At 71.2% G+C, this 24,624-nt stretch carries 21 protein-coding genes; 13 read left to right on the forward strand and 8 right to left on the reverse strand.

Annotated features, from left to right (window positions below):
• Positions 1-321: 321 nt before the first annotated feature.
• The gene (locus ACZ6TU_RS19400; RefSeq protein ID WP_469549807.1) at positions 322-1,716 is read left to right on the forward strand and encodes a glycoside hydrolase family 16 protein; all 1,395 of its coding nucleotides are present in this window, start codon (positions 322-324) and stop codon (positions 1,714-1,716) included.
• A 63-nt stretch (positions 1,717-1,779) separates the two neighbouring features.
• Here the strand turns inward: ACZ6TU_RS19400 and ACZ6TU_RS19405 are convergent, their stop codons facing one another.
• Positions 1,780-2,667 (reverse strand): helix-turn-helix domain-containing protein, encoded by an 888-nt coding sequence (locus ACZ6TU_RS19405; RefSeq protein ID WP_467670425.1) that lies wholly within the window; start codon positions 2,665-2,667, stop codon positions 1,780-1,782.
• Between the two features lie 157 nt (positions 2,668-2,824).
• On the opposite strand from ACZ6TU_RS19405, the gene tkt reads away from it, so the two are divergent.
• Genes tkt through ACZ6TU_RS19445 form a run of 8 tightly spaced genes read left to right on the forward strand, consistent with a single transcriptional unit; the run spans position 2,825 to position 13,320 of the window.
• Positions 2,825-4,900: a transketolase gene (gene tkt, locus ACZ6TU_RS19410; protein WP_467670423.1), complete on the forward strand. Its 2,076-nt coding sequence runs from the start codon at positions 2,825-2,827 to the stop codon at positions 4,898-4,900.
• A gap of 19 nt (positions 4,901-4,919) precedes the next feature.
• Positions 4,920-6,065, forward strand: coding sequence for a transaldolase (gene tal, locus ACZ6TU_RS19415; protein WP_467670421.1), 1,146 nt, complete (start codon positions 4,920-4,922; stop codon positions 6,063-6,065).
• The gene (gene zwf, locus ACZ6TU_RS19420) at positions 6,062-7,729 is read left to right on the forward strand and encodes a glucose-6-phosphate dehydrogenase (RefSeq protein WP_467670419.1); all 1,668 of its coding nucleotides are present in this window, start codon (positions 6,062-6,064) and stop codon (positions 7,727-7,729) included. Before tal ends, zwf begins: the two co-directional genes overlap by 4 nt.
• Positions 7,726-8,661: a glucose-6-phosphate dehydrogenase assembly protein OpcA gene (opcA, locus tag ACZ6TU_RS19425; RefSeq protein ID WP_469549813.1), complete on the forward strand. Its 936-nt coding sequence runs from the start codon at positions 7,726-7,728 to the stop codon at positions 8,659-8,661. The genes zwf and opcA overlap by 4 nt, the downstream gene beginning before the upstream one ends.
• Positions 8,654-10,318 (forward strand): glucose-6-phosphate isomerase, encoded by a 1,665-nt coding sequence (pgi, locus tag ACZ6TU_RS19430; RefSeq protein ID WP_467670415.1) that lies wholly within the window; start codon positions 8,654-8,656, stop codon positions 10,316-10,318. Before opcA ends, pgi begins: the two co-directional genes overlap by 8 nt.
• 1 nt (position 10,319) lies before the next feature.
• On the forward strand, positions 10,320-11,204 hold the full coding sequence (gene gnd / locus ACZ6TU_RS19435) for a phosphogluconate dehydrogenase (NAD(+)-dependent, decarboxylating) (RefSeq protein WP_467670413.1): 885 nt from the start codon (positions 10,320-10,322) through the stop codon (positions 11,202-11,204).
• 3 nt (positions 11,205-11,207) lie between these two features.
• Positions 11,208-11,795: a histidine phosphatase family protein gene (locus ACZ6TU_RS19440; RefSeq protein WP_467670411.1), complete on the forward strand. Its 588-nt coding sequence runs from the start codon at positions 11,208-11,210 to the stop codon at positions 11,793-11,795.
• Positions 11,796-11,853: 58 nt separating this feature from the next.
• On the forward strand, positions 11,854-13,320 hold the full coding sequence (locus ACZ6TU_RS19445) for a membrane-associated oxidoreductase (protein WP_467670409.1): 1,467 nt from the start codon (positions 11,854-11,856) through the stop codon (positions 13,318-13,320).
• Here ACZ6TU_RS19445 and ACZ6TU_RS19450 read toward each other — a convergent pair.
• The gene (locus ACZ6TU_RS19450) at positions 13,307-15,112 is read right to left on the reverse strand and encodes a bifunctional sugar phosphate isomerase/epimerase/4-hydroxyphenylpyruvate dioxygenase family protein (protein WP_467670407.1); all 1,806 of its coding nucleotides are present in this window, start codon (positions 15,110-15,112) and stop codon (positions 13,307-13,309) included. The genes ACZ6TU_RS19445 and ACZ6TU_RS19450 overlap by 14 nt on opposite strands.
• A gap of 14 nt (positions 15,113-15,126) precedes the next feature.
• Positions 15,127-16,002, reverse strand: a complete 876-nt coding sequence (locus tag ACZ6TU_RS19455) for a shikimate dehydrogenase (RefSeq protein ID WP_467670405.1) — start codon at positions 16,000-16,002, stop codon at positions 15,127-15,129.
• 141 nt (positions 16,003-16,143) lie between these two features.
• Between ACZ6TU_RS19455 and ACZ6TU_RS19460 the strand changes: the two genes are divergently transcribed.
• Positions 16,144-16,815, forward strand: a complete 672-nt coding sequence (locus ACZ6TU_RS19460; protein ID WP_467670403.1) for a TetR/AcrR family transcriptional regulator — start codon at positions 16,144-16,146, stop codon at positions 16,813-16,815.
• 162 nt (positions 16,816-16,977) lie between these two features.
• A complete protein-coding gene (locus ACZ6TU_RS19465) occupies positions 16,978-18,336 on the forward strand; it encodes an MFS transporter (RefSeq protein WP_467670401.1) in 1,359 nt (452 codons plus the stop codon).
• A gap of 64 nt (positions 18,337-18,400) precedes the next feature.
• Here ACZ6TU_RS19465 and ACZ6TU_RS19470 read toward each other — a convergent pair whose 3' ends face one another.
• On the reverse strand, positions 18,401-18,811 hold the full coding sequence (locus ACZ6TU_RS19470) for a VOC family protein (protein WP_469549821.1): 411 nt from the start codon (positions 18,809-18,811) through the stop codon (positions 18,401-18,403).
• 104 nt (positions 18,812-18,915) lie between these two features.
• Positions 18,916-19,305: a VOC family protein gene (locus tag ACZ6TU_RS19475; RefSeq protein ID WP_467670397.1), complete on the reverse strand. Its 390-nt coding sequence runs from the start codon at positions 19,303-19,305 to the stop codon at positions 18,916-18,918.
• Positions 19,306-19,492: 187 nt separating this feature from the next.
• Here ACZ6TU_RS19475 and ACZ6TU_RS19480 point away from each other — a divergent pair, with 187 nt between their 5' ends.
• Positions 19,493-20,725 carry a serine hydrolase domain-containing protein gene (locus ACZ6TU_RS19480; protein ID WP_467670395.1) on the forward strand — a complete coding sequence of 411 codons (1,233 nt, stop codon included), beginning with the start codon at positions 19,493-19,495 and terminating at the stop codon, positions 20,723-20,725.
• A 6-nt stretch (positions 20,726-20,731) separates the two neighbouring features.
• Here the strand turns inward: ACZ6TU_RS19480 and ACZ6TU_RS19485 are convergent, their stop codons facing one another.
• The 3 genes from ACZ6TU_RS19485 to ribA form a co-directional block, all read right to left on the reverse strand.
• A complete protein-coding gene (locus tag ACZ6TU_RS19485) occupies positions 20,732-21,886 on the reverse strand; it encodes a saccharopine dehydrogenase family protein (protein ID WP_469549904.1) in 1,155 nt (384 codons plus the stop codon).
• A complete protein-coding gene (locus ACZ6TU_RS19490) occupies positions 21,879-22,940 on the reverse strand; it encodes a saccharopine dehydrogenase (RefSeq protein WP_467670391.1) in 1,062 nt (353 codons plus the stop codon). The genes ACZ6TU_RS19485 and ACZ6TU_RS19490 overlap by 8 nt, the downstream gene beginning before the upstream one ends.
• A 148-nt stretch (positions 22,941-23,088) precedes the next feature.
• Entirely contained in the window at positions 23,089-23,748 is a 660-nt protein-coding gene (gene ribA / locus ACZ6TU_RS19495; protein WP_338784345.1) for a GTP cyclohydrolase II, read from the reverse strand.
• Between the two features lie 41 nt (positions 23,749-23,789).
• Between ribA and ACZ6TU_RS19500 the strand changes: the two genes are divergently transcribed.
• Positions 23,790-24,518, forward strand: a complete 729-nt coding sequence (locus ACZ6TU_RS19500) for a creatininase family protein (RefSeq protein ID WP_467670389.1) — start codon at positions 23,790-23,792, stop codon at positions 24,516-24,518.
• The last annotated feature ends 106 nt before the right edge of the window (positions 24,519-24,624 follow it).

Here is a 24,624-nt window from a genome sequence, read left to right on the forward strand (position 1 = left end):
GTGGCTGGCGTCACGTATTCGTCGCCGGGGCCTCGCAGGCGGGGCCATGAGTGCGGCCTTGGCCTCGTACGAGGAGGCATTCCGTACCACGGCTCACTCATCCCACGTCGAGATCCGAGCTCAAGCGGAACGCAAGGCCCCCATCCTCTTGCCTGACGGTCACTGGGGGCGGAGCCCTGGCGCAGCCGGTCCCGCGGAGGCAGAGGATCGTCGAGCCGGGGAGCACGTCAACTCTTGACGACCCGGGTGGTGTGGAGCACATTGACGGCACTCTGAGAGCGCTCTCACACTCCCGCACCCGTATCCGAGAGGCATCCCCACATGCGTGACACCTCCGGCAGACCCCGCGCACGGCGCCCCTTCCGGCGGGCGCTCGTCGCCGTCGTCAGCACGCTCGGCCTCGCCGCGGTCGCCGCCACCGCCGCGACTCCCTCCGCGAGCGCCTCCGCGCCGCCGCCCCCGTCGGGCTGGAACCAGGTCTTCCTCGACGACTTCAACGGCCCGGCGGGCAGCGGCGTCAACACGTCCAACTGGCAGTACGCGACCGGCAAGGGCTACCCGGGCGGCCCCGCCAACTGGGGCACCGGCGAGATCGAGACGATGACGAGCAGCACCGACAACGTCTCGCTCGACGGCAACGGCAACCTCCGCATCACTCCCCGGCGGGACGGCTCCGGCAACTGGACCTCCGGCCGCATCGAGACCAACCGCTCGGACTTCCAGCCCCCGGCCGGCGGCAAGCTCCGCGTGGAGTCGCGCATCCAGGTGCCGAACGTCACCGGGGCCGCGGCCAAGGGCTACTGGCCCGCGTTCTGGATGCTGGGCTCCCCCTACCGAGGCAACTACTGGAACTGGCCGAGCGTCGGCGAACTGGACATCATGGAGAACACCCAGGGCCAGAACACGGTGTTCGCGACGATGCACTGCGGCACCTCCCCGGGCGGCCCCTGCAACGAGACGAGCGGCATCGGCAGTTCGACGACCTGCCAGGGCACCACCTGCCAGGCCGGCTTCCACACCTACCGGATGGAGTGGGACCGCTCGACGAGCGTCGAGGAGATCCGCTTCTACCTGGACGGCACCAACTTCCACACGGTGCGCGCCGACCAGGTCGACGCGACGACCTGGCGGAACGCCACGGACCACGGCTTCTTCGTCATCCTGAACGTCGCGATGGGCGGCGGGTTCCCCGACGCGTTCGGCGGCGGCCCGGACGCCGGGACGCAGCCCGGCCACCCGATGGTCGTCGACTACGTCCAGGTGCTCTCGTCCGGCGGCGGCACCACGCCTCCCCCGACCGGCAATCGCGACGCCTACTCCACCATCCAGGCCGAGTCCTACGACGGCCAGTCCGGAGTGAGCACCGAGACGACGTCCGACTCCGGCGGCGGCCAGAACGTCGGCTCGCTGGCCAATGGCGACTGGCTGCACTTCAAGGGCGTCGACTTCGGCTCCACGGCCGCCCGGCAGTTCAGCGCCCGGGTCGCGAGCGGTGCGGCGGGCGGCGTCAGCGGACTGGTCGAGGTGCGGCTGGACAGCCGGAGCAACGCGCCGATCGGGAGTTTCGCGGTGGGCGACACCGGCGGCTGGCAGTCGTGGCGGACGATCCCGGCGAACATCAGCTCCGTGACGGGCACGCACGACGTGTATCTGACCTTCACCAGCGGACAGCCGGCGGACTTCGTGAACGTCAACTGGTTCGCGTTCGGGCACTGACGGTCCCCGGCAGGGGCTCCACGCGCGCGTGGAGCCCCCTTTTCGCTGCCCGGCCTCCGTACCTCAGCGCAGTTCCGCCCGGAACGCCGCCGGCGTCTGATCCGTGTGCTGGTGGAAGAACTTGGAGAAGTTCGCGGCATCGGGGAAGCCGACCGCCGCGCCGACCCGGCCGATCGGCAGGTCGGTGTGGGCGAGGAGCCGTTTGGCCTCCAGGACCACACGCTTGTCGATGAAGGCCTTGGGGGTGTCGCCGGTCGCGGCGCGGACCGCGCGGACCAGGGTGCGGCGGGAGTAGCCGAGCGCGTCGGCGTAGGCGCTGACGCTGTGGTTGGTGGCGAAGTCCTTCTCCACGGCCTCCCGGAAAAGGGTGAAGGTGGAGTCGGACTGCCGCCGTACCGACTCGGCCGAACTGGCGGCCAGATGGGCGAGCCGCAGCAGGAACGCCGTCAGCGAGTGGCGCAGGACGGCGGTGTGCAGGCTCAGCGGCAGCGTGTCCGTGTCCTCGTACTCGCGCCGCAGCTGGCCGAGCGAGTGGCGCAGACCGGCGAGTTGGGCCGCGTCGGGCCGCAACAGCGGTGGCAGGTCGTAGCGGTACAGGCCGGTGGCCTCCACCGTCGCGCGGGGCAGGAAGCCCGGCTGCATGGTCAGCACCGTTCCGCGGTACTCGCTCGTGCGGGAGAAACGGTGGACCTGCCCCGGGCGGATCCACAGCAGGTCCCCGGCCGTGGCCTCGTACTCGGTGAAGTCGACCATGTGCCGGACCGGGCCCTCGCCGAACAGCAGCACGACGTGGAAGTCGATGCGGTGCACGCGTTCCAGGGGCGCGTCGGCGTGCCAGGTGCGGCCGGTGCCCATCGGGCCGACCTGCATGCCGACGCCGCCGACACTCAGCTCGACCGGGAAGGGGAACGTTCTGATCCCGTCGCCGCCTTGGATGCTTCTGTCCGCCATGTCCGCCATGTACCGCCCCGTTCGCGCGCCGCGCCGCCGCTGGGTGTCCCACTTTCACCACAGGCTGGCACACCGCGACCTTCCGTCGAAAAAGTCAGACTTTTAGTTTTGAAGACGTCAGACCAGCTACTTCGCTCCTATCGAGGACTTCTTGAAGATGAGCACGCAGACAGCGGACAGCTTCGAATGGACCGAACTCGACCGGCGTGCCGTCGACACCGCCCGTCTGCTGGCGGCCGATGCCGTCCAGCGGGTCGGAAACGGCCACCCCGGCACGGCGATGAGCCTGGCGCCGGCCGCCTACACGATCTTTCAGAAGGTGATGCGGCACGACCCGGCCGATCCGGAGTGGACCGGCCGTGACCGCTTCGTCCTGTCCCCCGGCCACACGTCGCTGACCCTCTACACGCAGCTGTACCTCGCGGGCTACGAGCTGGAGCTGGACGACCTGAAGGCGTTCCGCACGCACGGCTCGAAGACGCCCGGCCACCCCGAATACGGGCACACCGCGGGCGTGGAGACCACCACCGGCCCGCTCGGCCAGGGCGTCGCGAACGCGGTCGGCATGGCGATGGCCGCCCGCTACGAGCGCGGCCTGTTCGACCCCGGGGCCCCCGAGGGCGAGTCCCCCTTCGATCACACCGTCTGGGCCATCGTCTCCGACGGCGACCTCCAGGAGGGCGTCTCCGCCGAGGCCTCCTCGCTGGCCGGCCACCAGAAGCTCGGCAACCTGGTCTTCCTCTACGACGACAACCACATCTCCATCGAGGGCGACACCGCGACCGCGTTCTCCGAGGACGTGCTGAAGCGGTACGAGGCGTACGGCTGGCACGTGCGGCGGATCGAACCGCGGGAGGACGGCGACGTCGACGTGCATGCGCTGTACGCGGCGTTGAAGGAGGCTCAGGCCGAGACCGGGCGCCCCTCGATCATCGCGATGCGCACCATCATCGCCTGGCCCGCCCCGAACGCGCGGAACACCGAGGCCTCCCACGGCTCGGCGCTCGGCGAGGACGAGGTCGCCGCCACCAAGCGCCTGCTCGGCTTCGACCCGGAGCAGAGCTTCGAGGTCGCCGACGAGGTGCTGGCGCACACCCGTGAGGCCCTGGACCGGGGCGCCGAGGCGCACGCCGCCTGGGACAAGCGGATCGCCGCCTGGCGCGGCGAGAACCCGGAGCGCGCCGCCACGTTCGACCGGGTCAGCAAGGGCGAGCTGCCCGCGGGCTGGGAGGACGCCCTGCCGGTGTTCGAGCCGGGCAAGGCGGTCGCCACCCGTGCCGCGTCCGGCAAGGTGCTCCAGGCCCTCGGCGCCGTCGTCCCCGAGCTGTGGGGCGGCTCGGCCGACCTGGCCGGTTCGAACAACACCACGATCGACAAGACGTCGTCCTTCCTGCCGGAGGGCAACCCGCTGCCGGAGGCCGACCCGTACGGCCGGACGATCCACTTCGGCATCCGCGAGTTCTCCATGGCCGCGGAGATGAACGGCATCGTCCTGCACGGCAACACGCGCGTCTACGGCGGCACCTTCCTGGTGTTCTCCGACTACATGCGCAACGCCGTCCGGATGTCGGCCCTGATGCAGCTGCCGGTGACCTACGTGTGGACGCACGACTCCATCGGCCTGGGCGAGGACGGCCCGACCCACCAGCCGGTCGAGCACCTGGCCGCGCTGCGGGCCATCCCGGGCCTGAACGTCGTACGCCCCGCCGACGCCAACGAGACCGCGCTCGCCTGGGCCGAGATCCTCAGGCGGCACACCACCGACCCGGCCCCGCACGGTCTCGCGCTCACCCGCCAGGGCGTGCCCACGTACGAGCCGAACCCGGACGTGGCGAAGGGCGGCTACGTCCTTCAGGAGTCGTCGTCGGAGACCCCGGAGGTGATTCTCGTCGCCACCGGCTCCGAGGTGCAGCTCGCCGTCGCCGCGCGGGAGCGGCTGGAGGCCGAGGGGGTCGGCACCCGGGTGGTGTCGATGCCGTCCGTGGAGTGGTTCGAGGAGCAGCCCCGCGCGTACCGGGACACCGTTCTGCCGCCGTCCGTGAGGGCCCGGGTCGCGGTCGAGGCCGGTATCGGCCTGACCTGGCACCGGTTCGTGGGGGACGCGGGACGCATCGTCTCCCTGGAGCACTTCGGCGCCTCCGCCGACGCGAAGACCCTGTTCGCCGAGTACGGCTTCACCTCCGAGAACGTCGTCGCCGCGGCCCGGCGATCCCTGTCCGCCGCCCGTGGTTGATCCGACCGCCCGAAAGAAGATGATCACTGTGACCGAAGCGACCGCGACCGCGGGAGCACTCAAGCGCCTGTCCGACGAGGGCGTGTCGATCTGGCTGGACGACCTGTCCCGCCGGCGGATCGAGTCCGGCAACCTGGCCGGGCTCGTGGCGACGAGGAACGTCGTCGGCGTCACCACCAACCCGTCCATCTTCCAGGCCGCCATCGGCTCGGGCGAGGGCTACGAGGAACAGCTCGCCGACCTGGCGGTGCGGGGCGTCACCGTCGACGAGGCCGTCCGCATGATGACGACGGCCGACGTCCGGGCCGCCGCCGACGTCCTGCGGCCGGTGTACGACGCCACCGGCGGGCGGGACGGCCGGGTGTCCATCGAGGTCGACCCGCGTCTGGCCCACAACACGGCGGCGACCGTCGCCGAGGCCCGGCAGCTCGCCTGGCTGGTGGACCGCCCCAATGTGATGATCAAGATCCCCGCGACGAAGGCCGGTCTGCCGGCGATCACCGAGGTGATCGGTGCGGGCATCAGCGTGAACGTGACGCTGATCTTCTCGCTGGAGCGCTACCGCGAGGTGCTGGACGCCTACCTCGCCGGCCTGGAGAAGGCGCAGGCGGACGGTCTCGACCTGTCGGCCATCCACTCGGTCGCGTCCTTCTTCGTCTCCCGAGTCGACTCCGAGATCGACAAGCGGCTGACGCTGCTGGGTACGGACGAGGCCCTCGCCCTGAAGGGCAGGGCGGCCCTGGCCAACGCGCGGCTGGCCTACGAGGCGTACGAACAGGTATTCGCCGGGCCGCGCTGGCAGTCCCTGGGCGGTGCCCGCGCGAACCGGCAGCGCCCCCTTTGGGCCTCCACCGGTGTGAAGGACCCCGCTTACAAGGACACCCTGTACGTGGACGAGCTGGTCGCCCCCGGCACGGTCAACACCATGCCGGAGGCCACGCTGAACGCCGTCGCCGACCACGGTGACGTCCAGGGCGACACCGTCACCGGCGGTTACGCGCAGGCGCGTGCCGACCTGGCGGCCGTCGGGCGGCTCGGCATTTCGTACGACGAGGTGGTGCGGCAACTGGAGGACGAAGGCGTCGCCAAGTTCGAGGTGGCCTGGCAGGACCTGCTGGAAGCGGTCACCAAGTCCTTGAACAGCAAGGGAGTTGACGCGGAATGAGCGAGAGCATCCCCCAGACGGCCGAGCAGGAGACCAAGGGGACCAAGGAGGACAAGGAGGCCCGGGCGTCCCAGGAGGCGGCCGGGGTCGAGCAGACCGGGGTGAGCGGCCAGGCCGCCCCGCGCCCGGAGCACGCCGGCACCGACTTCGCCAATCCCCTGCGCGATCCGCGGGACCGCCGTCTGCCCAGGATCGCGGGCCCGTCCGGGCTCGTCATCTTCGGTGTGACCGGCGACCTGTCCCGCAAGAAGCTGATGCCGGCCGTGTACGACCTGGCCAACCGGGGTCTGCTGCCGCCGGGCTTCTCGCTGGTGGGTTTCGCCCGCCGGGACTGGGAGGACCAGGACTTCGCGCAGGTGGTGCACGACGCGGTCCGTGAGCACGCGCGGACGCCGTTCCGCGAGGAGGTATGGCAGCAGCTCGCCGAGGGCATGCGGTTCATTCCGGGCGACTTCGACGACGACACGGCGTTCAAGCAGCTGCGCTCCGCCGTCGAGGAGCTGGACGCCTCCCGGGGCACCAGCGGCAACTACGCCTTCTACCTCTCGGTGCCGCCGAAGTTCTTCCCCAAGGTCGTCCAGCAGCTGAAGAAGCACAAGCTGGCCGACGCGGCGGAGGGCTCCTGGCGCCGCGCGGTCATCGAAAAGCCGTTCGGGCACGACCTCGACAGCGCCTGCGAGCTGAACGCGATCGTGCACGACGTGTTCGACCCGGAGCAGGTCTTCCGTATCGACCACTACCTCGGCAAGGAGACCGTCCAGAACATCCTGGCACTGCGCTTCGCCAACCAGATGTTCGAACCGATCTGGAACCGGTCGTACGTCGACCATGTGCAGATCACCATGGCCGAGGACATCGGCATCGGTGGCCGCGCGGGGTACTACGACGGCATCGGCGCCGCCCGTGACGTCATCCAGAACCACCTCCTCCAGCTGATGGCGCTCACCGCGATGGAGGAACCCGCCGCCTTCGACGCGGCGTCGCTGCTCACCGAGAAGCTGAAGGTGCTGCGGGCCGTGCGGCTGCCGGAGGACCTGGGCAGGAGCACGGTGCGCGGGCAGTACGCGGCGGCCTGGCAGGGCGGCACGAGGGTCAGCGGCTATCTGGAGGAGGAGGGCATCGACCAGGCCTCCTCGACCGACACCTACGCCGCGATCAAGCTCCAGGTGGACAACCGACGGTGGGCGGGCGTGCCGTTCTACCTGCGTACCGGCAAGCGCCTGGGCCGCCGGGTGACGGAGATCGCGGTGGTGTTCCAGCGGGCCCCGCACTCCCCCTTCGACACCACCGCCACCGAGGAGCTGGGCTCCAACGCGATCGTCATCCGCGTCCAGCCGGACGAGGGCATGACGGTGCGGTTCGGCTCCAAGGTGCCGGGTACGTCGATGGAGATCCGGGACGTGACGATGGACTTCGCCTACGGCGAGTCGTTCACCGAATCGAGCCCCGAGGCGTACGAACGGCTGATCCTGGACGTCCTCCTGGGCGACGCCAACCTGTTCCCCCGTCACCAGGAAGTGGAAGAGTCCTGGAAGATCCTCGACCCGATCGAGCAGTACTGGGCCACGCACGGCCGGCCCGCGCAGTACGCCTCGGGCAGCTGGGGACCCGCGGAAGCCGACGAGATGCTCGCACGAGACGGACGGAGCTGGCGCAGGCCATGAAGATCGACCTGACCGACACCACGGCAAGCAAGATCAACAAGGCGCTGGTGCAGGGCCGCCGCGCCATCGGCACGCCTGCCGTGGGCATGGTCCTGACGATGGTGATCGTCACGGACGAGGAGAACGCCTACGACGCGATCAAGGCGGCCGAGGAGGCCTCGCACGAGCACCCCTCGCGCACCCTGGTCGTCATCAAGCGGCACGCCCGCACCCCGCGCGACCGCCAGTCCTCCCGCCTGGACGCCGAGGTCCGGGTGGGCGCCGACGCGGGCACCGGCGAGACGGTGATCCTGCGGACCTACGGCGAGGTGTCCGACCACGCAGACTCGGTGGTGCTGCCGCTGCTGCTGCCGGACGCGCCGGTGGTCGTGTGGTGGCCGATGGACGCGCCGGAGGTGCCCTCGAAGGACCCGCTCGGGGCGCTGGCCCAGCGGCGGATCACCGACCTGTACGCCGTCGCGAACCCCCTGGAGGTACTGGAGACCCGGGTCCGCGCCTACGCCCCCGGCGACACCGACCTCGCCTGGACCCGGCTGACGCCCTGGCGTTCGATGCTGGCGGCGGCGCTGGACCAGGCCCGGGCGCGGGTCATCTCGGCAGCCGTCGAAGCAGAGGCCGACAACCCGGCCGCCGAGCTGCTGGCCCGCTGGCTGGAGGCGCGGCTGCACGTCCAGGTCGACCGGGTGGTCACCGCCGGGCCGGTCGTGACGGCGGTGCGCCTGGGCACGGAGAACGGCGAGATCGTCATCGACCGCCCCGAGGGACCGCTGGCCACGCTGACCCTGCCGGGCCAGCCCTCCCGCACCCTCGCGCTGAAGGTCCGTGCCACCTCCGAACTCATCGCCGAGGAGCTGAGGCGCCTCGACGCGGACGAGATGTACGCCATCGCCCTGAACGGTGAGGCAACCGAGGAGACCCCCGCTCATGTCTGACTCCCCCTCCGGCTCCCCCCAGCTCACGCGGCGGCCCGAGTGGACCGCCCTGGAGGACCACCGCAAGGACGCCCTGCCGCAGCCGGACCTGCGTGAGCTGTTCGCGGCGGACCCGGGGCGCGCCGAACGCTACGTCGTGCACGTGGGCGACCTGCGCATCGACTACTCCAAGCACCTGGTCACCGACGAGACGCTGGCCCTGCTCCAGGAGCTGGCCACCGCCGCCGACGTGCCCGGGCTGCGCGACGCGATGTTCCGCGGCGAGCGGATCAACGTCACCGAGAACCGGGCCGTGCTGCACACCGCGCTGCGCGCCCCGCGGGACGCGGTGATCGAGGTCGACGGCGAGAACGTCGTCCCGGGCGTGCACGCCGTGCTCGACAAGATGTCCGGCTTCGCGAACCGGGTGCGCTCGGGTGAGTGGACCGGGCACACCGGCAAGCGGATCCGGAACGTCGTCAACATCGGCATCGGCGGCTCGGACCTGGGCCCGGCGATGGCCTACGAGGCACTGCGGCCGTTCACCGCCCGGGAGCTGACGTTCCGCTTCGTGTCGAACGTCGACGGCTCCGACCTGCACGAGGCCACCCGCGACCTGGACCCGGCGGAGACGCTGTTCATCGTCGCGTCCAAGACCTTCACCACGATCGAGACCATCACGAACGCGACGTCGGCGCGCTCCTGGCTGCTGGAAGGGCTCGGGGGCGACGAAAAGGCGGTCGCCAAGCACTTCGTGGCGCTCTCCACGAACGCCGAGAAGGTCGCCGACTTCGGTATCGACGTCGACAACATGTTCGAGTTCTGGGACTGGGTCGGCGGTCGCTACTCGTACGACTCCGCGATCGGCCTGTCCCTGATGATCGCGATCGGCCCGGACCGCTTCCGGGAGATGCTCGACGGCTTCCGCATCGTCGACGAGCACTTCCGCAACGCCCCCGCGGAGGCCAACGCCCCGCTCGTCATGGGCCTGCTGGGCATCTGGTACGGCAACTTCCACGACGCCCAGTCGCACGCCGTCCTGCCCTACAGCCACTACCTGTCGAAGTTCACCGCCTACCTCCAGCAGCTCGACATGGAGTCCAACGGCAAGTCGGTGGACCGCGACGGCCGTCCCGTGGAGTGGCAGACGGGTCCGGTCGTCTGGGGCACGCCCGGCACCAACGGGCAGCACGCCTACTACCAGTTGATCCACCAGGGCACCAAACTGATCCCCGCCGACCTGATCGGCTTCGCGCGGCCCGTCGCCGAGCTGGGCGACGAACTGAAGGCGCAGCACGACCTGCTGATGGCCAACCTGTTCGCGCAGGGGCAGGCGCTCGCCTTCGGCAAGACCGCCGAGGAGGTGCGGGCCGAGGGCGTGCCCGAGGAGCAGGTGCCGCACCGCACGTTCCAGGGCAACCACCCCACCACGACCATCCTGGCCACCGAACTGACCCCGTCGGTCCTCGGCCAGCTGGTCGCCCTCTACGAGCACAAGGTGTTCGTGCAGGGCGCGGTCTGGGACATCGACTCCTTCGACCAATGGGGCGTCGAGCTCGGCAAGGTCCTCGCCAAGCGCGTCGAGCCCGCCCTGACCGAGGGCGCTGACGTCCCCGGTCTCGATTCGTCCACGGCCGCGCTGGTGGCCGCCTACCGCAATCTTCGGGAAGTGAACTGACATGCAGATCGGTCTTGTGGGCCTCGGCAAGATGGGCGGCAACATGCGCGAGCGCCTGCGCAACGCCGGCCACACCGTCATCGGCTACGACACCAACCCGGACAAGTCCGACGTCACCAGCCTGACCGACCTCGTCGACCAGCTGGAGGCGCCGCGCACGGTCTGGGTCATGGTCCCGGCCGGCGACCCCACCCAGCACGTCATCGACCGTCTGGCGGACCTCCTCAAGCCGTACGACACGGTGGTCGACGGCGGCAACTCCCGCTGGACGGACGACGAGAAGCACGCCGAGGAGCTGAGCAAGCGCGGCATCGGCTTCGTCGACGCGGGCGTCTCGGGCGGCGTGTGGGGCCTGAAGAACGGCTACGCCCTGATGGTCGGCGGCGAGAAGGAGTACGTCGACCGGCTCCGGCCGATCTTCGAGGCGCTCAAGCCGGAGGGCCCGTACGGCTTCGTGCACGCCGGCCGGGTGGGCGCCGGGCACTTCGCGAAGATGGTCCACAACGGCATCGAGTACGCGATGATGCAGGCCTACGCCGAGGGCTGGGAGCTGCTGGAGGCCGTGGACTCGGTGGACAACGTCCGCGAGGTGTTCCGCTCCTGGCAGGACGGCACCGTCATCCGTTCCTGGCTGCTCGACCTCGCGGTCAACGCTCTCGACGAGGACGAGCACCTGGAGACCCTGCGGGGCTACGCGCAGGACTCCGGCGAGGGACGCTGGACCGTGGAGGCCGCGATCGACAACTCCGTGCCGCTGCCCGCGATCACCGCCTCCCTCTTCTCCCGGTTCGCCTCCCGGCAGGACGACTCCCCGCAGATGAAGATGATCGCGGCGCTGCGCAACCAGTTCGGCGGGCACGCCGTCGAGTCCGCGAAGAAGGCGTAGGACGTGGGAGATCTGCTGCTGGTCCGCCACGGCGAGACGGAGTGGAGCCGGAGCGGACAGCACACCAGCTTCACCGACCTGCCCCTCACCCCGAACGGCGAGGAGCAGGCCAAGTCGCTGGTTCCGCTCCTGGCGGGCCGTTCCTTCGCGCTGGTCCTCACCAGCCCCCTGGGCCGCGCGGTGCGCACCGCCGAACTCGCGGGCCTGACAGGGGCCGTGCGGGACACGGACCTGCACGAGTGGTACTACGGCGCCTACGAGGGCGTCACCAGCGAGGAGATACACCGCACCCGTCCCGACTGGGACCTGTGGACCGACGGAGGCCCGCCCGGCCCCGACGGCAAGCCGGGCGAGTCCCCCGAGGAGGTCGGCGAGCGCGCCGACCGGGTGCTGTCCCGGGTGGCGGACGCGCTGCCCGAGGGCGATGTGATGCTGGTGGCGCACGGCCACTTCCTCCGCGTCCTGACGGCCCGCCGGCTGGGCCTGCCGCCGTCGGAGGGGCGGTTGTTCCGGCTGGAGACGGGCACGGTCTGCCGGCTGTCCACCGAGCACGGGCGGCCCGTGATCGCGGAGTGGAACATCAGGGCGTAACCGGCCCCGGCCGGAGGTGAGTTGACACCTCCGGCCGGGCACGTCAGAGTCCCCGCTGATGGAGATCGACGACATGACGCCCGCCGAGGTGCGGGTGTGGCGCGCCTTTCCGCGCGGGCAGGACGTGGACTTCCAGGAGTCGGCGGACGAGGATCCGGAGCGGGGCGCGGACTGGGGCCCTGAACGGACCGTACGCGCGGCCGTGTTGCGGTCCCTGTTGCTGAGCGCTCCGCAGGAGGACGGGGAGACAGCCGCCCTCAGACTGGCGGGCGCACGGATCACAGGGGTGCTCGACCTCAAGTACGGCGACATCGACCACGCCGTGCGCCTGAGTCACTGCTTCTTCGAGGACGTCCCCGTGCTGTACGGGGCGCGGCTGCGCCAGCTGAACCTGCGCGACTCCGTCCTGCCCGGCCTGGACGCCGCCACGCTGCGGGTGGACGGCGTCCTGCGCATGTCGGACTGCCTGTTCGACGGGCCCGTGCGGCTCGGCGGCGCGCAGATAACCGGGGCCCTGTTCATGGACCGGGCCGACATCGGCGAACCGCCCGCCGGTCAGCCGGCACTCCAGCTCAACCACGTGACCATCGGGGACGGTCTGTCGGCGACGGGCCTGCGGACCCGCGGCGAGGTCCGCCTGACGGGCGCCACGGTCGCCGGGACGATCGACCTCAACGAGGCGCGGCTGGAGGCCGGTACCGGTGAGGTCGCCCTCGACGCGGAGACACTGACGGTGGAAGGTGACGTCGTGCTGCGCGACGCGGACGTCCTCGGCTGGATCGGCCTGCGCGGTGCCCGGGTCGCGGGCCGTCTCGATCTTTCCTACGCGCGCCTGGCGAACCCCGGTGACGCGGCGCTGCGGGCCAGCAGCTGCACCATCGGGGAACTCTGGCTGCGCAAGAGCCCGCCCATGGCAGGCACCCTCAACCTGCGCCGCGCCCAGCTGGACGTCCTGTTCCTGGAAGCGGACGTGGTACCCGAGGAGGTCCTGCTCGACAGCCTCGTCTACACCTCCCTCACGCCGCACGAGCCCGCCGAGCGCCGCCTGGCGATGCTGGAGCGGGACGGCGAGGGCTATGTCCCGCACGCCTACGAGCAGTTGACCGCCGCCTACCGCCGGATCGGCGACGACCACGCCGCCCGCCTCGTCCAGCTAGCCAAGCAGCGCCGCCACCGCGGCACCCTCCCCTGGTACGCCCGGCTGTGGGGCTATGTGCAGGACGCCACCGTCGGCTACGGCTTCCGCCCCCTGTGGGCCGCGGGCTGGCTGGTGTCGCTCCTCGTGATCGGCTCCGTCGCCTACGCGCTGCACCACCCCCAGCCGCTGAAGGCGGACGAGGCCCCGCAGTTCAACCCGGTGTTCTACACACTCGACCTGCTGCTGCCGGTGATCTCCTTCGGGCAGGAGGGGGCGTTCGCGCCCGCCGGCTGGTACCAGTGGCTCTCCTACGTCCTCGTCCTCACGGGCTGGATCCTGGCCACGACGGTCGTCACCGGCATCACCCGGTCGGTCAGCCGCCAGTGAGCGCCCGCACCGCGTGCTGTGCCGCCAGCCGTACCGGGGCGTTCGCGGCGCCGTAGCCCCGGTAGCCGTCGTCGCGCTGGGCCAGTTCGAAGAAGACGCGCCCGACCGTGCGGGTGTAGCAGTGGCGGAAGACGCCATGGGCGTCGCGGTCGTAGAGGATGCCGAGGTCGCGGTAGGTCTCCAGCTCGCCGTCGGCGAACTCGAAGCGGGCGGCGAGATCGTCGTAGTAGTTCGCCGGGACGGGCAGCAGACTGCCGCCGGCCTCCCGGAAGCGGCGGGCCGAGGCGACCACGTCGTCGGTGGCCAGGGCGATGTGCTGGGCGTGGACGGTGTCGTCCGTGGGCGCGGCGCCGACGGTGAGGGCGATACGGACGCTGCCGTCGGCGTTGGTCACGGCACGGCTGCGCAGCAGACCGTATGGATCGGCGACGTCCACGCTCTCCTGGGCGTGCAGGCCCAGCACACCGTGGTGGAAGAGGGCCGCCTCGTCGAAGTGGTGCCAGGGCTGGACGAGGGCGAGATGGTCGATACGGCGGAGGGACGCGGGCGCGGGTGCCGCGCCGGTGTCCTCGAAGTCGGCCCGCCAGTCGGGCAGGTCCGGACGGCCGGTGGCGCAGAAGAAGAGCTCCGTGCCGTCGGGGGCGGCGACCGCGTCGAGCGGGGCGTCCTCGGGTGCCCGGCGGCGCGGCAGGACGGGTGCCAGCAGCGCCTCGGCACGCCGGGCCGCCGCGGCCGGGTCCGGTGACTCCAGCCCGATCGCGGCGAGCTGGGTGCCGTCCCGGCGGACGGCCGGCCCGGTGTTGACCAGGATCCGGGCGTCCCCCTGCTCCCACAGGGTGACGGGCTTGCCGCGGTGGCGGGCGGTGCGGGTGAAGCCCAGGGCGCCGAGCAGGGCGGTGAGGGGTTCGGCGTCGGGCGTGACCAGTTCGGCGAAGGCGACGCCGGTGGGGACGACGGGCTCGGGCAGGGCGGTCCGGCCCACCGCCTCCTGGAGGACCAGCAGGGAACGCCGGGCGTCGACGGCGGTCGGACCGGCCTCGGCCTGCCGGAAGACGTCGTTGAAGACCTCCAGGGAGAGCGGGCCGTCGTAGCCGGTGCGCAGCACGTGTCGTACCAGGCCGGCGACGTCGAAGCCGCCCTGGCCGGGGAAGCAGCGGTAGTGGCGGCTCCACTGGAGGACGTCCATGGCGAGCAGCGGGGCGTCGGCCAGTTGGAGGAAGAAGATCTTCTCGCCGGGGATGGCCGCAAGGCCTTCGAGGTCCTTGGGTTCAGAGCCGCGCGAGAGAATGTGGAAGCTGTCCAGGCAGGTGCCGAGGGCGGGGTGGCCGGCCGACTCGACGATGTGCCAGGCGTGGTCGTACGTACTGACGTGCCGCCCCCAGGCGAGCGCCTCGTAGGCCACCCGGATCCCGTAGTCCCGGGCGAGGTCGGCGAGCCGGCTGAGCTGCTCGGCGGCGAGGGCGTCGTCGTCCACCGCCCGCGGGGAGACGCTGGAGCAGACGAGGACCGTGTCGGCTCCGAGCCTGCGCATCAGCTCGAACTTGTGGCGGGCCCGCCGCAGGTTCCGGGCGAACTCGTCCTCGGGGACGGCCTCGATGTCCCGCATGGGCTGGTACAGGTCGATGCCGAGGCCGAGGTCGGCGCAGCGGGCGCGGATCTCCTCGGGGGTGAGGGGGCTGGCCAGCAGGTCGTTCTCGAAGATCTCCACGCCGTCGAAACCGGCCCGGGCCGCGGCCGTGAGCTTCTCGGTGAGGGATCCGCTGAGGGAGACGGTGGCGATGGACGTACGCACGTCGGTACCTCTCTTCAGTTCGATGCCCCGACGGCCCCGGCCAGTTCGGTCAGGTCCGCCAGCATCCGCGCGGCGTCGGGTTCCCGCCCGGTGAACAGGCGGAACGCGTCGGCGGCCTGGAAAGCGGCCATGCCGCCGCCGTCGAGGGTGGCGCAGCCCAGCGCGCGGGCGGTGCGCAGCAGTTCGGTCTCCAGCGGTCGGTAGACCACCTCGGCGACCCACAACCCGGGGTGGAGCAGCTCGGCGGGCAGCGGCAGGCCGGGGTGGGCCGCCATGCCGGTGGGCGTGGCGTGGACGATGCCGTCGGCGTGCGCGAGCAGCTCCGCCTGCCGGTCCGGGGTCGCCGCGGCGGCACGGCCCTGGCCGAAGGCACGGTTCAGGGAGTCGGCCAGGGCGGCGGCACGTTCGGGCAGGGCGTCGACGACGGTGACCCGCTCGGCGCCGAGAGTGAGCATGGCGTGCGCGACGGCCGCGCCCGCACCGCCGGCGCCCAGTTGCACGACCCGCTCCAGCGGCGCGTCGGGCAGCCCTCGCGCGAAGGACGTGGCGAAGCCGGTGACGTCCGTGTTGTGGCCGACCGCGCGGCCGTCCTCGAAAACGACGGTGTTGACCGCGCCCAGCGCCTCGGCCTGCGGGGCGAGCACGTCCAGGTGCTCGATGACGAGCTGCTTGCAGGGGTGTGTGATGTTGAGCCCGTCGAACCCGAGGTCGCGGGCGGCCCGCACCAGATCGCCCACCGCCTCGGGCGGCACCCCGAGCGGGTCGATGTCGATCAGCCGGTACAGCAGGCGCAGGCCCTGCCGGTCGCCCTCCCGCTCGTGCAGCGCCGGGCTCAGCGACGGGCCGATGCCGGAACCGATCAGTCCGACGAGATACGAGTCCTTGGGCACACGGGCCTCCCGAGCGGCTCACTAATGTACGAACTAGTACGTTAGCTATATCAGCCGAGCGCGACCACGGGAAGGCCCCGGTGAGACGCGGGCCCTGCTTCTAGAATCACCGGCACCGGCCCCTCCGCCCGAAGGAACCTGATGACCAGCGTCGAAGAACCGGCACGTCCTGGCGAGCGCGAGCGCGTCCGTGACGCCGCCCGCACCCAGGCCGAGATCCTCGACGTCGCCACGCAGGAGTTCGCCCGGGCCGGCTACGCCGGGGCCCGGGTGGACGAGATCGCCGCCCGCACCCGCACCACGAAGCGGATGATCTACTACTACTTCGGCGGCAAGGAGCAGCTGTTCACGGCCGTGCTGGAGCGGGCCTACGGCGTGATCCGGGAGGCCGAGCAGCAGCTCGACGTCGAGCACCTGGACCCGGTGGCGGCCATCCGGCGCCTGGCCGAGGTGACCTTCGACCACCACGAGCAGCACCCGGACTTCATCCGCCTGGTCAGCATCGAGAACATCCACGAGGCGCAGCACATCGCCGCCTCCGAGGAGCTGGGGAAGATCGGCTCCCCCGCCCTGGACGTGATCCGCCGCATCCTGGAGGAGGGCCGCAGGTCAGGGCTGTTCACGGCGGACGTCGACGCCGTCGACCTGCACGCGATGATCTCCTCCTTCTGCTTCTTCCGGGTCTCCAACCGGCATACCTTCGGCGCGCTGTTCGGCCGGGACCTGGTCGACCCGGCGCAGCGCGCGCACTACCGCACCATGCTGGGCGACATGGTGATCGCGTATCTGACGGCGGAGCGCGCGGCGGACTGACCGCCCGGCGCACGCCCCCTTGACACCGGCGGCACTCGGGCGCAGCATCCCTAGCCATCCCCTACTAACTACCCAGTGGGTTAATTAGCCGCGATCCGGCACTTCCCCTTCGCTCGTCCTTCTGTTCACTCCGCCTATGGTGGAGCCCGCTAAGGAGCCGCCGTGTCCGTCCCCGCCACGCCCCGAGGGGCCGCAGCCCCGCCCGGTCAGCCCAGGAAAGCCGCGACCGCCGCCTGGATCGGCAGCGCGCTGGAGTACTACGACTTCTTCATCTACGGCAGCGCCGCCGCGCTGATCTTCCCCCAGGTGTTCTTCGACGAGTCCGACCCGGCCACCGCGACCCTGCTGTCGCTGGCCACGTTCGGCGTCGCGTACGCCGCCCGCCCGGTCGGCGCCCTGGTGCTCGGGCACTTCGGCGACAAGCTCGGCCGCAAGAAGATCATGGTCTTCACGCTGATGCTGATGGGCCTGTCGACGTTCCTCATCGGCTGTCTGCCGACCCGGGACCAGGTCGGCACGCTCGCCCCGGTCCTGCTCGTGCTGTGCCGGGTGCTCCAGGGCATCTCGGCGGCGGGCGAACAGGCCAGCGCCAACTCCATGACGCTGGAACACGCGCCACCGGGCCGGCGCGGCTTCTTCACCAGCTTCACCCTCAGCGGCACGCAGGGCGGCCAGTTGCTGGCCACGCTGGTCTTCATCCCGGTCGCCGCGCTGCCCGAGGAGCAGTTGCTGTCCTGGGGCTGGCGGGTGCCGTTCTGGCTGAGCGTCGGGGTCGCCGTCGCCGGCTACGTCATCCGGCGCAAGCTGGACGAGACCCCGGCCTTCGCCCAGCAGGCCGCCGAGGAAGGCGTCGTCAAAATGCCTCTGGTCGTGCTGCTGCGCGAGCACTGGGCGGACGTGCTGCGGGTGATCGCCGGTGCGCTCATCGCCTCGGTCAGCACCATCTTCACGGTGTGGGCGCTGGCGTACGCCACGAGCGACGCGGTCGGCATGTCGCGCACCGCGATGCTGTGGGTGGGGGCTCTGGCCAACGTCGTCGCGCTCGCCGCGATCCCGCTGTGGGCCACGCTGTCCGACCGGATCGGCCGCCGCCCCGTGTACCTGATCGGGGCGGTCGGCAGCGCGGTGACGATGTTCCTGTACCTGTGGGCCGTCTCCACGGGCTCGTACCCGCTGACGTTCCTGCTGGGAATCCTCTGCTTCGGCGTGGTCTACAGCGCCGCGAACGGCGTGTGGCCCTCCTTCTACGGCGAGATGTTCACGACCCGGGTCCGGCTGTCCGGCGTGGCCATCGGCACGCAGATCGGCTTCGCGGCGGCCGGCTTCGCGGTGACGTTCGCCGCGCAGATCGCGGGGCCGGGCGGCGACGACTGGTCGGCGGTGGCCCTGTTCACCGCGGCCCTGTGCGTACCGCCGGTCATCGCCGCGCTGTCGGCCCGCGAGACGCACCGTGTTCCGACCGAGGCGCTGGGGGTACGCCCGGCCCGGGCGACCGCGGAGCCGGAGAAGGTGACGGCCTGAGTCCGGACCACTCCCTGCCGGGCCCGGCAGGGAGTGGTCGGCCGGCTGCGGGGCAGCTGGTCGTTCAGCTGTTGGACCACGCCCGGCGGCACAGCACCAGGCGATATCCGTCGGGGTCCTCGATGGTGACGCCCCATTCGTTCCAGTAGGGGTTGGGGGATTCGACCCGCTTGCCGCCGTGCTGCTCCAAGCGGGCGATCAGGTGGTCCGGGACCGGGTCGTCGGCGTAGACGACCAGCAGATCCTCCTCGGTGGGGCGGGGCTCCACCGGCCGGGCCGCCTCGTGCACGAGCTCCAGATGCCAGTCGGCGTCGGGCCAGCCGAGCATCAGCAGGTCGTGGTGGCCCGGTTCGGATCCGCCCTCGGACCGCCACACGACGCTGAGCCCGAGCCCCTCGCGCCAGAACCGCTCGGCCGCCGCGAGGTCCCTGGAGGGACGGGCGATCCGGATATGGCTGCGACCGTTCACGGGCATGGCGACCTCTTCTCGTGGCGTCCTGGTCTGCGGCGGCGATACGCCTCGCAGCCTAGGAAGCCTGCCGCCGCATGACATCGGCCATCGGACCTGGGCCCCGGAGCCTAGGCCCCGGTGTGCACGAGCTGGATCAGGTTGCCGCAGGTGTCGTCCAGGACCGCCGTGGTGATGCTGCCCATCTCCAGGGGCTCCTGGGTGAACCGCACGCCGAGACCGCGCAGCCGCTCGAACTCCGCCGGGACGTCGTCCACGGCGAAGGATGCCGCCGGGATGCCGTCCTCGATCAGCGCCGTCCTGTACGGCTGCACCGCGGGATGGCCGGAAGGCTCGAGCAGCAGCTCCGTCCCGTCGGGGTCCTCCGGCGAGACCACGGTCAGCCACCGGTCCGTGCCCACGGGGATGTCATGCTTCTTCACGAAGCCCAGGACGTCGGTGTAGAAGCGCATGGCCTTGTCCTGGTCGTCGACGAAGACGCTGGTGATGTGAATCCTCATGAGATGTCCTCCGGTGCGTCGGGCTCGAGCCATCGGGCGCCTTGAAGACATCCTCCGCCATGACCCCCACGATCCGTTCACCCGTTTCTACGTGATCACGAATGGTTCCTGCACGAGGATGAGGTCTGAGGCGGTCCGGGCGGGGTATGCCGGATCTCACCTCGACGAGCGCGACGGAGGATGAGCGATGGCACAGCTGCGACAAGAGGTCGACCCGGGTGAGGCCGGGCTGGATCCGCGGACGCTGGGCCGCCTGGACCGGCACTTCGCCCGTCTCGTCGACGAGGACCGGCTGCCGGGCTTCCTCGTGTCCGTCGCCCGTGCCGGACACGTCGCCCACCTCACGACGCACGGCCTGCGCGACGTCGCTGCCGGGCAGCCCGTCGAGCCGGACACGCTGTGGCGGGTCTACTCCATGACGAAACCGGTCACCGCGGTCGCCGCGCTGCTGCTGGTGGAGGAGGGGCGGCTGTCGCTGGACGACCCGGTCGCAGACCACCTGCCGGCCTTCGCCGACCCGCGGGTCTACGTCGACGGCTCCGGGGCCGATGTCCGGACCCGCCCGGCCACCGGCCCGATACTCGTCCGGCACCTGATGACCCATACCTCGGGCCTGACCTTCGGCTTCTACCACACCCACCCGGTGGACGCCCTGTACCGCGAGGCCGGCCTGGAGTCGTCGGTGCGGCCGGGCGCGGACCTGGCCGAGACGATCGAGGTGTACGCGAGTCTGCCGTTGCAGTTCGAGCCGGGCACGGAGTGGAACTACTCGGTGGCGAGCAATGTCCTGGGCCGGGTCATCGAGGTCGTGTCGGGGCAGCCGCTCGACGTGTTCTGTGCCGAGCGCGTCTTCGGGCCGCTCGGCATGACGGACGCGGGGTTCCACGTCACGGACGAGCAGGCACCCCGGCTGTCGGAGATGTACGGGGAGAAGGAGGGCGGCGGCATCGAGCGGATCCCCGGGCTGCCGCTGCGCGGCGGCCGGCCGCGCTTCCTGTCCGGCAGTGGCGGCATGGTCGCCTCCGCCCACGACTACCACCGCTTCATGGAGTTCCTGCGCCGCCGGGGCGAGCTCGACGGCGTCCGGCTGCTCGCCCCGGAGACAGTGGACCTGATGACCCGCAACCACCTGCCCGGCGGAGCCGATCTGCGTGCCTTCGGCAGCCGCCCGGCCCATGACGAGCCCGGCAACGAGGGGGTCGGCTTCGGGCTCAACGTCTCCGTGGTGATCGACCCGTCCCGCACCCAGGCGCCGTCCGGGCTCGGCGCCTACGGCTGGAGCGGGGTGGCCACGACGACGTTCTGGGTCGACCCGGGCCGCGACCTGACGGTGCAGTTCATGACGCAGGTGCGGCCCAGGTCCTCCCACACGGTGTTCCGCGACCTCAAGAGGTTCGTCCACGAGGCCGTGTCGGGCTGAGCCCCGCTACCGGTCGACGCGGAGCGTGAACTCGACGCCGTCCCGGGCGAGTTCCCGCAGCCACTGTTCGGACCGGGCCGCCGTCTCGGCTGCCCGGTTCAGCCCCGGCGGCAGGGAACCGTCCAGGACGTGGCGAACGCCCAGGGCGAGGGTGCGCGAGACGCAGCGGGCCATCGCGCTCTCCCCCGCGTCACCCACCAGGTCCAGGAGGTAACCGCCCGCCCAGGTCCGCCCGGTCTCGGCCCGGACGTCCAGCGACACGGCGAGGACGACCCGGTCGCGGTCGTCGTCCGTGGTGGGGTAGGCGGCGGCCAGCTCCTGGGCCAGGGCGGTGATCCGGGCGTCGTCGCCCCGCTTCAGCTCCTCGAAGACGCCGTCCCAGGCGCGCAGCCAGCCCTGCAGACGCAGGGTGCCGCGTACGAACGTGCGCGGTGTCCAGGCGTCCGGCAGTCCGTACTGCGCGACGAACGGGACGCTGTCGCGGTTGGGGTAGACCTCGAAGGTCTCCCCGTCGACGACGTGCCGCCGGGTCGCCTCCCAGGGGCGGTCGGCGACCGTCTCGGCGCCGCCCTCGATGTAACGGGCCGGGGAGCGCAGGGCGTTGAGGACACCCGCCGGTGCCCAGCTGAAACGGTACGTGAAGTCGTTCGGGACGGCCGGGACACCGCCGCAGTACGACGTGAGGGCGTACGAGGCGGGCGTCTCGTCGCCGATGGCCTCCCGGGCGCGGGCGACGAGAGCGTGGGCGAAGAGGTGGTCGATGCCCGGATCGAGCCCGGCCTCGGTGAGGACGACGACCCCGGCCTTCTCGGCGGCGGGCACCTGATCGAGGACCGCCTGGGACACATAGCTGGAGCACGCGAAGTGCGCCCCGAGCCGGACGCACTCGGCGAGCAGCGGCGCGTGCTCCGGCGCGGGCAGCATGGACACCACGACGTCGCCGGGCGCCAGTTCGGCGGCGAGGGCGGGCAGCGTGTACGCCCGGAGCTCGGCCCGTCCGGCGAGGCCCAGCCGGTCGAGGGCGTCGGCCGCGCGGCCCTCGGTGCGGTGCCAGAGCCGTACGCGCTCGGCGGTGTCGCACAGCGCGGCCAGGCCGCTGCCCGTGGACAGGCCGGCGCCGATCCAGTGGACGGTGCCGCTCGCCGGTACCAGGTCAGTGATCAAGGATCTCCCCCTTGTCGAGGCCGTGTTCGCGGCATGCCTGACGGAACCGGTCCAGACAGCGTCCCCAGGGCCCGGTGACGCCGAAGTCGAGCAGGTGGGGCAGCAGGGCGGCGGAGAAGTCCGCGCTGGACTCCAGCGGCAGCAGGGAGGGCAGGTTGTCGATGGCGATCAGGTCGAGCGGGGGTTCCTCGCGCAGCCGGCGGACGGGCTCGTCCCAGTCGGTGGTCTCGTCGTACACCGGAAGGACGTTGAGCGGGGAGCCGACGTCGCACGTCACGTCGCACAGGGTGCGCAGGCGGCGGCCTTGGGCGTCGAGGTCCTGCTCGCGGAGGAAGGGCGGGACCGGGCTGGTGGCGAGCACCGCGTTCACCATCACGTCGTGCTCCAGCAGGGCGCGGCGGTCCAGGTCGCGGGTCTCGGCGAGGTCCCAGCAGGACGGGTCCACACCGGCGGTGGCGAAGGCCACCCGGGCACCGCGGCCGCTGCGACCCAGGGCGCCGATGACCAGGCCGGTGAACCCGGCGTCGTCCGCTGCGGGCTTCAGCGTCTCGTCCAGTGCCTCCTTCGTGGTGGGCGTCAGCGGTGCCCGCAGCCGGCCGCGGTGCTGGAGCACCGCCAGGGCCGCGCCCAGGTACCCGGCCCAGAACCCGAAGGCGGCGAGGCGCCGCCCGGTGTCGTCCACCAGGTACTCCAGGTCGAACAGCGCCCCGCCCCCGGCGGCGAACCGGCGCAGCAGGCCGGCCGCTCCGGGCTGGCCCTTGTAGGCGTGACCGAAGAAGATGTGCCGGTGCGTCAGTTCGCCGGGAGCGTCGGGCAGTTCCTTCAGGCCGAGCACGACGGCGCCTCGCGGGGCCGACGGCCAGGAGCCCGCAGGGGCGACGCGGCAGCCGGCCGCCTCGTACTCCTCGATCGGGAAGACCCGCTGCGGGGAGTCCTCGACGGTCAGTGCCACTCCGTTCTCGACGAGCCGCCGGGCGTCGTCGGGCACGACCGGCGTGCGTCGCTCGGTCGTTCGGGCCTCGTGGCGCAGCCACAGATGGAGCTCGGTCATACCAGGTGGGCCTCCGGACGTGAGGCGTCGGCCGCTGAGGGCCGACGCTCAAGGGGCGGACGTCCACGAAGCGTACGCGGCCCGCCCACGGGTCGCGTACGAATGCGCCCAGGTCACGTCGAGGGGCACCGGTACCGGGGCCCGGCTCTCAGGAGGAGCTGACCACCGCGTCGAGGTGGGGCAGGTGGTGGTCGAGGCGCTCCCGCTTGGTCCGCAGATAGGTGATGTTGTTCTCGCACGGCGGTATCAGCAGCGGCACCTGCTCGGCGACCTTGATGCCGTGGCTCAGCAGCGCCTCGCGCTTGCGCGGGTTGTTGGACATCAGGCGGACGGACTTGACGCCCAGGTCGTCCAGGATCCGGGCGGCCACGCCGTAGTCACGGGCGTCCACCGGCAGGCCGAGGGCGAGGTTGGCCTCGACGGTGTCCAGACCCTCCGCCTGGAGGGCCATCGCGCGCAGCTTGGCGAGCAGGCCGATGCCGCGGCCTTCATGCCCTCTGAGATAGACGACGACACCGGCCCCCTCGGCGACGACCGCGCGCAGGGCGGCGTCGAGCTGGTCGCCGCACTCGCAGTGCTGGGAGCCGAAGGCGTCGCCGGTCAGGCACTCCGAGTGCAGCCGGATGAGCACGTCGTCGGTGCCGAGGTCGCCGTAGACCAGCGCCACTTGTTCGTCACCGCGGTCGTGGTCCAGGTAGCCGACCGCCTGGAATTTCCCGTACACGGTGGGCAAGGGCGCATTGACGACGCGTTCCACGCCGGTCCGCTGCGGTGACTTCTTGCCGAGTACGCCAATTTTTTCTGTCATGATTCTCGAGTTCCTAAGCAGAGACGAAAGGCCGTGACGTTATGAGTGATCTGGTGCCGGCGGACACCACGGAAGACGTACGGACGCGGGGCGCCGGTGTCTCACGGCAGGTCGCGGTGCTTCCCGTGGGGAGCTTCGAGCAGCACGGTCCGTATCTTCCGCTGGCGACCGACACGCTCGTCGCCTGTGCCGTCGCGCGGGAGATAGCCGGCGCGTACCCGGTGCACCTCCTTCCTCCGGTGACGATCTCGTGCTCGCACGAGCACGCGGCCTGGCCGGGGACCGTCAGCATCTCCTCGGTGACCCTTCATGCGGTGGTACGGGACATAGCGGCTTCGCTCCGCCGGTCGGGCGTCGACGCCCTGGTGGTGGTCAACGGGCACGGCGGAAACTACGTGCTGGGCAACGTCGTTCAGGAATCCTCCGCCCGCGGCGAGCGGATGGCGCTGTTCCCGGCCCCGGAGGACTGGGAGGCGGCGCGGGAGCGGGCGGGTGTGGTCGCCTCGCTGCTCACCGACATGCACGCGGGGGAAATAGAGACCTCCATCCTTCTGCACGCTCATCCCGAAATGCTCCGACCCGGTTATGAGACTTCCGATTTCGTCGCTGACGACCGGCGTCATCTGCTCACCCTCGGCATGTCCGGCTATACCGATTCCGGTGTCATCGGCCGTCCTTCGCTGGGTTCGGCGGAAAAAGGGAAGGAACTCCTGACAAGCCTGGCGGATTCCTTCGGGGCGTATTTCTCCTTGCTGACCTCCGACGAGTAGTCGGTCACGGTCCCGGGGCCGGGTCCAGGGGCCGGTGAGGCGGACCCGGACCCGGCTCGCAGGCCCGCGTACCAGCGGGCGACGAGCACGACCAGGCCGGGCAGGC

The organism is Streptomyces sp. NPDC052064 (assembly GCF_055585925.1).

Coding starts and splice junctions, on each gene's coding strand:
- ACZ6TU_RS19400 (WP_469549807.1), top strand. CDS start 322: ATGCGTGACACCTCCGGCAGACCCCGCGCACGGCGCCCCTTCCGGCGG.
- ACZ6TU_RS19405 (WP_467670425.1), bottom strand. CDS start 2,667: ATGGCGGACAGAAGCATCCAAGGCGGCGACGGGATCAGAACGTTCCCC.
- tkt (WP_467670423.1), top strand. CDS start 2,825: ATGAGCACGCAGACAGCGGACAGCTTCGAATGGACCGAACTCGACCGG.
- tal (WP_467670421.1), top strand. CDS start 4,920: ATGATCACTGTGACCGAAGCGACCGCGACCGCGGGAGCACTCAAGCGC.
- zwf (WP_467670419.1), top strand. CDS start 6,062: ATGAGCGAGAGCATCCCCCAGACGGCCGAGCAGGAGACCAAGGGGACC.
- opcA (WP_469549813.1), top strand. CDS start 7,726: ATGAAGATCGACCTGACCGACACCACGGCAAGCAAGATCAACAAGGCG.
- pgi (WP_467670415.1), top strand. CDS start 8,654: ATGTCTGACTCCCCCTCCGGCTCCCCCCAGCTCACGCGGCGGCCCGAG.
- gnd (WP_467670413.1), top strand. CDS start 10,320: ATGCAGATCGGTCTTGTGGGCCTCGGCAAGATGGGCGGCAACATGCGC.
- ACZ6TU_RS19445 (WP_467670409.1), top strand. CDS start 11,854: ATGGAGATCGACGACATGACGCCCGCCGAGGTGCGGGTGTGGCGCGCC.
- ACZ6TU_RS19460 (WP_467670403.1), top strand. CDS start 16,144: ATGACCAGCGTCGAAGAACCGGCACGTCCTGGCGAGCGCGAGCGCGTC.
- ACZ6TU_RS19470 (WP_469549821.1), bottom strand. CDS start 18,811: ATGCCCGTGAACGGTCGCAGCCATATCCGGATCGCCCGTCCCTCCAGG.
- ACZ6TU_RS19475 (WP_467670397.1), bottom strand. CDS start 19,305: ATGAGGATTCACATCACCAGCGTCTTCGTCGACGACCAGGACAAGGCC.
- ACZ6TU_RS19480 (WP_467670395.1), top strand. CDS start 19,493: ATGGCACAGCTGCGACAAGAGGTCGACCCGGGTGAGGCCGGGCTGGAT.
- ACZ6TU_RS19490 (WP_467670391.1), bottom strand. CDS start 22,940: ATGACCGAGCTCCATCTGTGGCTGCGCCACGAGGCCCGAACGACCGAG.
- ribA (WP_338784345.1), bottom strand. CDS start 23,748: ATGACAGAAAAAATTGGCGTACTCGGCAAGAAGTCACCGCAGCGGACC.
- ACZ6TU_RS19500 (WP_467670389.1), top strand. CDS start 23,790: ATGAGTGATCTGGTGCCGGCGGACACCACGGAAGACGTACGGACGCGG.